Source organism: Desulfolithobacter sp. (assembly GCF_054025815.1).
Genome location: NZ_JBPMMS010000019.1, coordinates 1 through 7,830, shown reverse-complemented (window position 1 = coordinate 7,830; position 7,830 = coordinate 1). Strand labels below are relative to the sequence as shown.

Annotated in this window: 7 protein-coding genes; all 7 read left to right on the top strand. The window is 54.6% G+C overall.

From position 1 onward, the window contains the following. On the top strand, positions 1-484 hold a 484-nt coding region (locus ACXJJY_RS05345), incomplete at its 5' end, for an N-acetylneuraminate synthase family protein (RefSeq protein WP_456385763.1). A gap of 625 nt (positions 485-1,109) precedes the next feature. After that, a complete protein-coding gene (locus ACXJJY_RS05340) occupies positions 1,110-2,309 on the top strand; it encodes a class I SAM-dependent methyltransferase (protein ID WP_456385761.1) in 1,200 nt (399 codons plus the stop codon). A gap of 277 nt (positions 2,310-2,586) precedes the next feature. Further along, on the top strand, positions 2,587-3,795 hold the full coding sequence (locus ACXJJY_RS05335; RefSeq protein WP_456385759.1) for a polysaccharide pyruvyl transferase family protein: 1,209 nt from the start codon (positions 2,587-2,589) through the stop codon (positions 3,793-3,795). A gap of 84 nt (positions 3,796-3,879) precedes the next feature. Further along, positions 3,880-4,551 (top strand): class I SAM-dependent methyltransferase, encoded by a 672-nt coding sequence (locus ACXJJY_RS05330; RefSeq protein ID WP_456385757.1) that lies wholly within the window; start codon positions 3,880-3,882, stop codon positions 4,549-4,551. Continuing rightward, the gene (locus ACXJJY_RS05325) at positions 4,548-5,837 is read left to right on the top strand and encodes a B12-binding domain-containing radical SAM protein (RefSeq protein ID WP_456385755.1); all 1,290 of its coding nucleotides are present in this window, start codon (positions 4,548-4,550) and stop codon (positions 5,835-5,837) included. Before ACXJJY_RS05330 ends, ACXJJY_RS05325 begins: the two co-directional genes overlap by 4 nt. Positions 5,838-5,854: 17 nt before the next feature. Next, the gene (locus ACXJJY_RS05320) at positions 5,855-6,604 is read left to right on the top strand and encodes an SDR family NAD(P)-dependent oxidoreductase (protein ID WP_456385753.1); all 750 of its coding nucleotides are present in this window, start codon (positions 5,855-5,857) and stop codon (positions 6,602-6,604) included. Further along, on the top strand, positions 6,597-7,830 hold a 1,234-nt coding region (locus ACXJJY_RS05315), incomplete at its 3' end, for an ATP-grasp domain-containing protein (protein ID WP_456385751.1). The genes ACXJJY_RS05320 and ACXJJY_RS05315, both read left to right, overlap by 8 nt.

The window sequence follows — 7,830 nt, the reverse complement described above, 5'->3', positions numbered from 1 at the left end:
CGGCAAGCCAGTTGTTCTTTCCACCGGCATGGCGACCATGGAGGAAATTGCCGAGGCAGTCACGACATTACGGGAAGCAGGTTGTCGCGACATCACGCTCCTTCATTGCGTCTCTGCCTACCCGACGCCCGTGGACCAGTGCAGCCTGGCGGTCATCGAAACACTCCGGCAACATTTTGGCTGCCGGGTAGGATGGTCTGATCACAGTGTTTCGTCGGCCGTGATATATCGAGCCGTCCATAAATGGGGCGCCTCGCTGGTGGAATTCCACTTGGACCTGGACAGAAAAGGCGAAGAGTATTCTCTTGGACATTGCTGGCTGCCGGAGAACGCCTCGGAAATGATTGAGACAATCAGGCTCGGCATGGCCGCGGACGGTGTTCGGGAAAAAAAAGTCATGCCATCGGAAGAGCCTGATCGCGCCTGGCGCCGGGATTCCGGTGACGGCCTGCGCCCCCTTGCCTCCACCCGAGAGCATCTGTGAAACCACCCGCTACGATGGATCAGAACCCTCTGTACCAATGAGAAAGAGTCACCAGCCCCTTGAGGAATTAGTGGAGGGGGGGGAGCAGGAGTAATCACCATGATAACTGTACCATTACACCCCGAGTCCATGCATAATCAAACAACGTCATCCATGGGAAGAACGAAAGGAGCCAGTAGGGCGACTAGAATTCCTTCTGTGGATGAAGTCAATCTTCAGCAAAATCCGTCGTCCCATCCCCGATCCAGAGATGATGGAAAAAGCCAGGAAAGCGCTGTACAGGCGCCTATAACTTCCGAACCCTGCAAGAGCACGAGTCAAGAAAGAAACGGAGAAACGAGATGGTGGACGCTTCACCTCGCAGAACAGCACAGCTGGCACGAAAACAGCCTGCCAAGCCATGTCTGTATCGAGGACCACATTTTATCGGCACAAAGGGTGGAAGGATTCTCCAGATGTGAATTCAACTGTTGGCCACCAGAGCCAATCAGGGCAATTCATAAGTTATGAAGAACAGTGTTTCATCTTCACTGACAGATTCCGCCATATATCTCCCGTTGGCGGTGACCAGGGGACTGGAGCTGAAAACCAGAACCGGCCATACACCACCGGAGGAGGGCTTCTGATGCCAGGATCCTCACCCTGCCCCCTGTGCGGAGCTCTCGACCGCACCGAAGCAGGGACCCAGGTTCTGCCGGTCATGGACGACCGGCACCCGGCCCGGGTCCTGCAACATCTTACCGCGACCTATCTGGTCTGCGACCACTGTGGCACTGTATCTCAGTATCCCCTGCCGACAGTAGCTGCGCTGAACCGCTATTACGCGAACACCCCGCCTCCTCGGACAGTGGCCGATACTACAGTCTACAAAACCCCGGTCCTGGAGGATCGCCTGGATCTGCTGCAGAAGATAACGGGGCTGACCAGCGGCCGTTGCCTGGAAGTCGGCTGTGCCGACGGAGCACTCCTGGACCTGGTTGCTGGTCGCTGGGGACTGGAGACCGTTGGTCTGGAGCCGGCGCCGAGCGCCAACGACGAATACTCGTCCCACCGCATTATCCACGGCACCCTGGCCGACCTGGTGGCATCAGAAGAGCTGGAACCGGCCTCCTGCGACTTGGTAATCTGCCGCCACGTCCTGGAACACGTGCACGACCCCGCCTTGTTCCTGGACCAGTTGGCGGGATTCGTCACCGACCGCGGATGGCTACTACTGGAGGTACCCTCCTCCCTGCTGCTGGCCTCAGACGGCGACTACCATATCGGCCAGAACATCCACACCACCCACCTCCACCACTTCACGGGTCCGGGCCTGACCTCGGCTATCACCGAACGAGGACTGGCCGTCGTGCATCTGTCGGACCGGGACGTAGGCCGCTATCCCTGCCTGTGCCTGGTCGCCACAGGGGGTCTGGGCGCCGGGAAGCTGTTCGCCCGCCAGCTCGCCTGCCAGCAACGATCCTCTCGCCGGGCGGCTGCCGAACTGGCCGCCCTGTTGGAGAACGATGCGCCCGCGGCTGACGGCGTACTCGTCTGGGGTGCAGGAGTTGATCTGCTTGGCGTTCTACAGTACTTGCCTGTGGAGTTGCAGGCCAGGCTGTGCGTGTATGACGCCAACCCCGCCAAGCAAAACCACAAGCTGCTGGCGGCCTCCATCCTGGACGACCACGCCCTTGAAAATCTCGCACCCTGGCTGATCCTGGCGAGTGTGAGCAACCGGACCTTACTTGAGGACATCCGCGACGCGGCAGCGGCACGCTTTCCCGGCGTGCCTTTCCGCTGTCTTTTCCGGCTTAAAGAGACGCCATGCATGTTGGATCCGTAAAAAGCTATTCGGCGATAATTCGTTAATTTTACAGAATAAATATGCATTTTTCAATTGCGCCCCAGTGTCAGCCATGCTAATCTTGCAATGCTATATCTGCAACATAAGAGACGACGCAATGTTTCATGTAAAAGGTCACAAACACGCTCATATTTTCGTTTCCCGGGATCAGCTGGGACCCGACAACTACACCTTGGATTTTGGTGCAGTATCATCGAGCGTAGCGGTTTTTCAACAGCCTGCCAAGGATTCCGACATACATCAAGCGGAGTGACCAATGGCCAAAAGAGTTCTGTTTGCAGGGGCGTACGGTATTCGCAGCCAGGGCGACGATGCCGCACTTCTCGTCCTCTACCGAGAACTGAAGCGCCGCTGCCCGGACCTTAAGGGAGCTGTGATCAGCCGTCATGCCACGGAAGATCTGTACAAACCATATGGGCTCGATACTCTGCCCAACTTTGAACATGAGAGCAGAAAGGCTGGTCAAGGAAGATGGTTCCGGGGCTTCAATCACGACGACGACAGGCGGCACCTGTATTGCCTGCTCAGCCATATTGAAAACGCTGACCTCTTGATACTTGGTGCAGGCAATGCCTTTGTCGACTACACGATCGACCTGCTCAAAGGCCCTGTACCTTATTTTGTTATTCTCACCCTCATGGCCCAAATGACAGACACACCCGTACTATGGTTTGGAGTCTCCATAGGTCCTCTGGAAACGACTCTCGGGCGTAAAATGACACGGCTGGCTGCGAAACTGGCAGATGCTATTTCCGTACGAGACCGGAAAAGTGCGGAATACCTGCACGCACTCGGTCATACGGCTGGAATACACATTCTTCCAGATCCTGTTCTGGGCCTTGAGCCAATCCATCATTCCCAGTATCCATTCTCATTCGGTGGCAGCAGAAGCAAAAGAGAACTTTTTGCGGTTTCCGTTCGAGCGGTAGCCAGGCAGATGGGGATGGAGTACAAACGATATATTGAAACGATGGCATCATCCCTTGATCAAGTGATCGAATACTTCAACGTCAACATGCTCTTTATTCCGCATTGCACATACGAGCATGGAAGCCCAGAGCAGGATGACAGGACAGTAGCCCGAGCCATCACCGAACAAATGCAGCACCAGGATGCAGTATTTAGTATAAATCACCATCTGTCTGTTGACGAGGCATTGACCCTTTACAAAACCTGCGATCTTGCCATTTGTACCCGCCTGCATGCCAATGTCTATGCGGCTATCCAGGGAGTACCATCGGTGGCCATCGGCTACCATCCCAAGGTGGCGAGCTTCATGGATTTCATTGGCTGTAACAGCTACTGCATACCTCTTGCACACCTTCGGCCGAAAACCATTATCCATAAAACAAAGGACCTGATGCAAAACAAAATTTCCGTATCCGCAACGGTCCGAAACAAAATCGACCGGACCAGAACAGACATTAACCGGTATGCTGATCTGGCCATTGACCTGATGCGCTAACACGCCTTGCCGAAGCCAGGAGACCTTCCTCCACCAGGTCCAGGATCGACCACCCTCATCAACTACCAGACGTCCAGGACAGCGATGCATTGCTTACGACCACACACCATCTTCGACCTTCTTGACAAGAACGAACAACTGGCCACCATTCCCCTGCCGGGCAGGCAATCTCTCACCTCCATGCTGGAACGAGCTGTTCTGACAGCACTCGTGAAACTTGGCCGGCCGGAAACCATTTTTGAGTTCGGCACCTATACCGGGGAAACGACCACCCTTCTTGCACTCAACAGCAAGGCTACAGTTTTTACTGTCGACCTCGACGAAATAACCGCCAAGACACCACTTGATGACTTTGAAAAAAAGAATTTCGCCACCGGCAGGCAAGGAGGGAAAATGTTCCACGGCCTGGCAGAGGCCGGACGTATCAAGGAACTCCATGGGGATTCCACCACAATGGATCTTTCGCGGTTTACCGGACAGATTGACTTCATCCTCATCGACGGCGGACACCATCTCGATGTGGTTTCCTCGGACACAGAGCAAGCCTTCAAAATGCTCAGAGGTGACAAAAGAGGTATTATCGTGTGGCATGACTACAAAAATCCCAGGTATGAAATCACCAGATTCCTTGACCGGCTCTCCCGCGACATTGCCCTATACCATGTCGAGGAAACAACATATGTATTTTACAGTACTGATCCCTCAGACCTGAAAGTTACAACACCAAGGGAAACCGGGGACCGACACACCTCATGAAGATCACACTCCTTGTCACATCACTCAAAGAGGACGAGCTCCACAAAAGGCAACTTCCGCTCGGGATCGGCTACCTTGCCTCCTACGTGGAAAAACATCTACCCGATGTCACGGTAGAGATCACGGCCGACGTCAATGACGTCTTCCTCCAGAAACCGGATATGGTCGGGATCAGTTCTGTTTCCCAATGCTTCAATGAAGCTCTGGAGCATGCCCGCAAGATAAAAAAGCATCTCGCAATCCCTGTCCTGCTTGGAGGATACCATGTGACCTCGCTACCACAGCAACTGCCAAGCTGCTTTGATGCAGGCGTCATCGGCGAGGGAGAAACGACGTTCCTCCACCTTGTGAGACTCCTGCAAGACGAGGGCGCATTGTCCCCATCCAGTCTCCGCCACATTCCGGGAATCTGTTATCATGACAGATCAGGAGCCGTCAAAATCACCGAGCCCGTTGAACCGTTATCCTCCATAGACCTCTTGCCCTATCCCAAGCGGAATATATCGCCCGGAGCGAAAAATATCTTTCAGTTCTCTTCCCGGGGCTGTATCTATCGATGCAAGTTCTGTGCATCGTCCCGACACTGGAGAAGATTCCGGCCACACAGTGCAGCCTACTTTGTCCAGGAACTGAAATATCTGCAGAAAACCTATGAGGCCACAAGCATCCATCTCCTCGATGACCTGTTTTTTGCCGATCCTAAAAGGGTCCGCGAGATCGTGACGATGATGCGAGCCGAAGGGCTTGCCGGTCAGTTTCGGTTCGACAGCTTCATCTCCTCCAACCTTGCCTCCAGAGACATCCTCCTCATGGCCAGGGAGATGGGTTTCACTTCCATAAAATTCGGAGGAGAAACAGGATCAGACCGATTACTCAAGGAGATCAAGGGTCCGCATGCCTCGGTCGCCCATCATCAGCGCTGTATAAATCTGTGCCGGGAACTGGGCCTGGACGTACGCGCTTCCTTTATTTTCGGCAGCCCCGGGGAGACGGAAGAGGACCTGGAGCTGACCTACCAGTTCCTGAAAAGGAACAAGGGGGTGCTGAAGATCCACGGGTTTTATCTCACCATGCCCATCCCCGGCACACCTTACTGGGACCTTGCCATGCAGAAAGGACTGGTCAGTGAAGAGATGGACTGGAGCCGACTCAATATCGATTACCTGAAGGAGAAGTCCTTTGATCTTGAGCAGGCCATTTATCTCAACGAGGATAATGTTTCACGGGCCACTCTGAGACATTATTTCGAGACATTCAGGAAGGAATTCGAATTTTTTCAAGGATAAACCAGGTGGAGGGGGATATGCGCCTGAAAGACAAGATCGCCGTCATTACAGGTGGATCCCGCGGTATCGGCAGGGAGATCGCTCTTGCCTTTGCCAGGGAAGGATGTCGTATAGTCATCAACTATATATCCCGGGTCGATCTCGCCGACGAAACTGTAAAGACAATACAGACAGCCGGAAGCCAGGCCATGGCGATCCGGGCCGACGTATCCCGACGGCCGGAAGTCAGAGAGATGTTCTGCAGGACAATAGAGAAATTTGGCCGGATAGACATCCTGGTCAACAATGCCGGGATCAACAGGCGGGGCTGGTTTGAAGAGGCGACCGATGAAGACTGGGACCGGATCATGGAAGTCAACCTCAAGGGACCTTTCATCTGCAGCCAGGAAGTTTTTTCCTACATGAAGAAGCAACAAAGTGGCCGCATCATCAACATTTCCTCTGTTGCCGGCCAATACCACGGACCCAAGACCGTCCATTATGCCGTTTCCAAGGCCGGACTCAACAGCCTCACCAAGGTGATCGCCCGTTATGGTGCCGAACATAATATTCTGGTGAATGCAGTGGCTCCGGGCATCATGTGGACAGACCAGACAGCGGACGAACTCGCCAGTCCTGCCGGACAGAAGATAATCGACATGACCCTGGTGAAAAGGCCCGGTCAGCTGCAGGACGTGTCCAGCACCTGCATCCTGCTGGCCTCTGAAGAACAGAACTATATCACCGGTCAGGTGATCAGCGTCAGTGGAGGAGCCTACCTTGGCTGAGAAGGGACAACAGGCCCGGCAGACCATTCTTCTGCTGGGAGCCAGTGCGGACCAGATCTTTGCCATCCGGACGGCTAAAAGCATGGGATTACGGGTGCTGGTGGTGGACAGACAGGCAACGTCTCCTGGTTTCAAGTTCGCTGACGACCATGCGAAGATCAGCACCACGGACATTCCGGCACTGAAAAAACTGATCGATCGGTATCAGCGGGATAAGGGTCCCATCGCCGGAGTGCTTGTCATGGGAAGTGATATTCCGCAGGTTGTCTGTGAACTTGCATCGTATCTTGGCACCCCGCACATCCCCATGAGATCGGCAGAGCTGTCGACCAACAAGTACCTGATGAAGCGCTGTTTCGCAGATCACGGCGTACCTGTTCCCTGGTTTCGGTCCATCCACAGCCTCGATGAGTTAATCCAGACGGTCGGGCAGCAGGGATATCCGCTGGTTCTCAAACCGGTGGATCGTTCCGGAGCCCGGGGGGTATTTTACCTGAACCAAAGCTGCGATCTCAAGGCACTGTACGAGCAATCCCGAGACCTTTCTTTCACAGGCCAGGTCATGGTAGAAGAATTTCTGTCCGGCCTGCAGATCAGCACGGAAACAGTCATGTGGCAGGGCAGGGCCCATACACCGGGCTTTGCTGACCGCAACTATAAATTGCTGCACCGTTATACGCCCCATATCATTGAAAACGGCGGCTGGGTTCCCAGCCGTGTCACCTCCGGTCAACGACAGGCTGTTGAACGGCTGGTGGAGCGGGCGGCGCTCGCTCTCGGGGTCGAAAACGGTGTGGTCAAGGGGGATGTGGTCCTCTCCCCGGAAGGTCCAAAAATGATAGAGATGGCCACCCGCCTCTCAGGCGGTGATTTTTCCGAAAGCCTCATCCCGCTGGGCTGCGGCGTCAATATCGTTGAAGCAGCCATCAATATCGCCATCGGACGCGAACCGGATCTGGATTTACTTAGACCCCGATTCCAGAAAGGGGTGGTCAACAGGTATTTTTTCCCCGAGCCCGGGACCCTGATCCGCATAGAAGGTGCGGAGGAGGTCCGACGACAGCCATGGCTGCATAAACTGGAATTCTGGTATCAACCTGGTGACCGGGTCCCACCGGTGCGCAGTCATGCCGACAGATTCGGTGTCTTTGTTGTATGCGCAACTACACGAGAAGAAGCGGAAGACCATGCCGACTGGGTGTACCGGACGATCAAAATAGTCACCA

Coding starts and splice junctions, on each gene's coding strand:
- ACXJJY_RS05335 (WP_456385759.1), top strand. CDS start 2,587: ATGGCCAAAAGAGTTCTGTTTGCAGGGGCGTACGGTATTCGCAGCCAG.
- ACXJJY_RS05320 (WP_456385753.1), top strand. CDS start 5,855: ATGCGCCTGAAAGACAAGATCGCCGTCATTACAGGTGGATCCCGCGGT.
- ACXJJY_RS05340 (WP_456385761.1), top strand. CDS start 1,110: ATGCCAGGATCCTCACCCTGCCCCCTGTGCGGAGCTCTCGACCGCACC.
- ACXJJY_RS05325 (WP_456385755.1), top strand. CDS start 4,548: ATGAAGATCACACTCCTTGTCACATCACTCAAAGAGGACGAGCTCCAC.
- ACXJJY_RS05330 (WP_456385757.1), top strand. CDS start 3,880: ATGCATTGCTTACGACCACACACCATCTTCGACCTTCTTGACAAGAAC.